The organism is Lacinutrix sp. MEBiC02404, assembly GCF_053601575.1.
The window spans coordinates 1-1,431 of the sequence record NZ_JBSHNV010000158.1 but is presented as its reverse complement, the minus strand read 5'-3'; the positions used below and the strand labels follow the sequence as shown (position 1 = coordinate 1,431).

The window sequence follows — 1,431 nt, the reverse complement described above, 5'->3', positions numbered from 1 at the left end:
CAATTTTTTATATACGTTGTTATAAAATGTAGCTAAACATCAAATTAAGCACGAATTACTTTGCCGTTAAGTTGCGCAATAAAAGGAGGAAAGCTAAACGTGTTTTGCTTTTACAGTTGAATAGCGAAAAGTGTTTTTTTTAAACTCTTTGGAGTATTTTGCGATTGAGTAAGCATTTCCTGGCGAGGTAAAATTTCCTTGGCTTCAAAAAACTGCGCAAGAGTTATTTCTCCTTTGCGTCAAAATTCCGCAAAGAATTCAATTCGTGAATTGAGTAAGCAGAATTCGAGATTATTTTATTAAGATTTGAGTAAGATAATAATCCAATTATTTATGTTTTAAGAAATTCAGTTTGTTGAAATTGAGGATTCTCGGCTATTTTTTATAACGTTGTTGTATATGGTTTGTTGCGTGTTTTAAGCAACTAATTTAGTAAATAATTACCGACCAAGAAAGTCCGCGAGGACTTTCGTAAGTAGGAGAGAAGCCAGCAATAAATTATATACGGTGTTGGCATTTCGTTTTTTTATTTTCGTAATAAATATCCTGTTTGTAATTTCAATTCCTCATTGTCTATTTTATTCAACTCAACAATTCGTGCTCTGATTTCTAGGTTAAACCATTCTTGATTATATCCTTTAATTTTAAAACGAGGATATCTCATTTGTTGGATAGCGTCTAATTGACGATTTATGTCATCACTGAAAATTGCTTCTTTCAGTCCGTTAAGAGCTGTCCAATCCTTTTCATTCGTTTTCCACCAATCCTTTACACTTTTTATTATAATATCAAGTTCTTTAAATTTTGTTCTTTCAAAATTTACATTGTGTTTTCCGTTTTCAATGTACCTCGAATAGTCTTTTTTATGTAATTCTATTAATTCTTTTTCGGTAATCACATTCTCGGTAAAGCCAAAGTTTTGTGAAGTCAAATTTTCTAAAGCCCAACCTGCTCGAATCGCAATCCAATCCAAATCGTAATTTATAAACCAACCGTGTCCAAAAAATTCAGTTGCACCTGGATAAATTAAGTCAGCAGTATTTTCCAATTTTCTAAATTCTTTTGGATTGTCCAATAATTTTATCAAATACGGAATTGATGGTTTTCCGATATTCAGCAAACTGTCTTTTGCTTTATAGACTTTGCGCCAATCAGCAGAGACAAAATCAGAAATCAGATTTTCTAATTCAGGTTCTGTTTTTTCGATTGTCTTGCTTTGACCTTTACAACTCAAAATCGAAAATATTAATAAAATCAAAAATATGTTTTTCATCGTTCGGTTTAAATGAATGCCAACGTATACGTATATGGAAAGTAGCGTTTAAATAATGACTTGTCTTTCCGGCTTGTATATATTTTATAAAGAAACAAAAAATATTGATTAAACAACCAATTAGCTATTTTATATATACGTTGTTATGTTTAGTAATT

General features: G+C 30.7%; 1 protein-coding gene. It reads right to left on the bottom strand.

Annotated elements, in window-relative coordinates:
* Positions 1-526: 526 nt before the first annotated feature.
* Entirely contained in the window at positions 527-1,273 is a 747-nt protein-coding gene (locus ACVCXO_RS07605) for a hypothetical protein (protein ID WP_452228997.1), read from the bottom strand.
* Between the last annotated feature and the right edge of the window lie 158 nt (positions 1,274-1,431).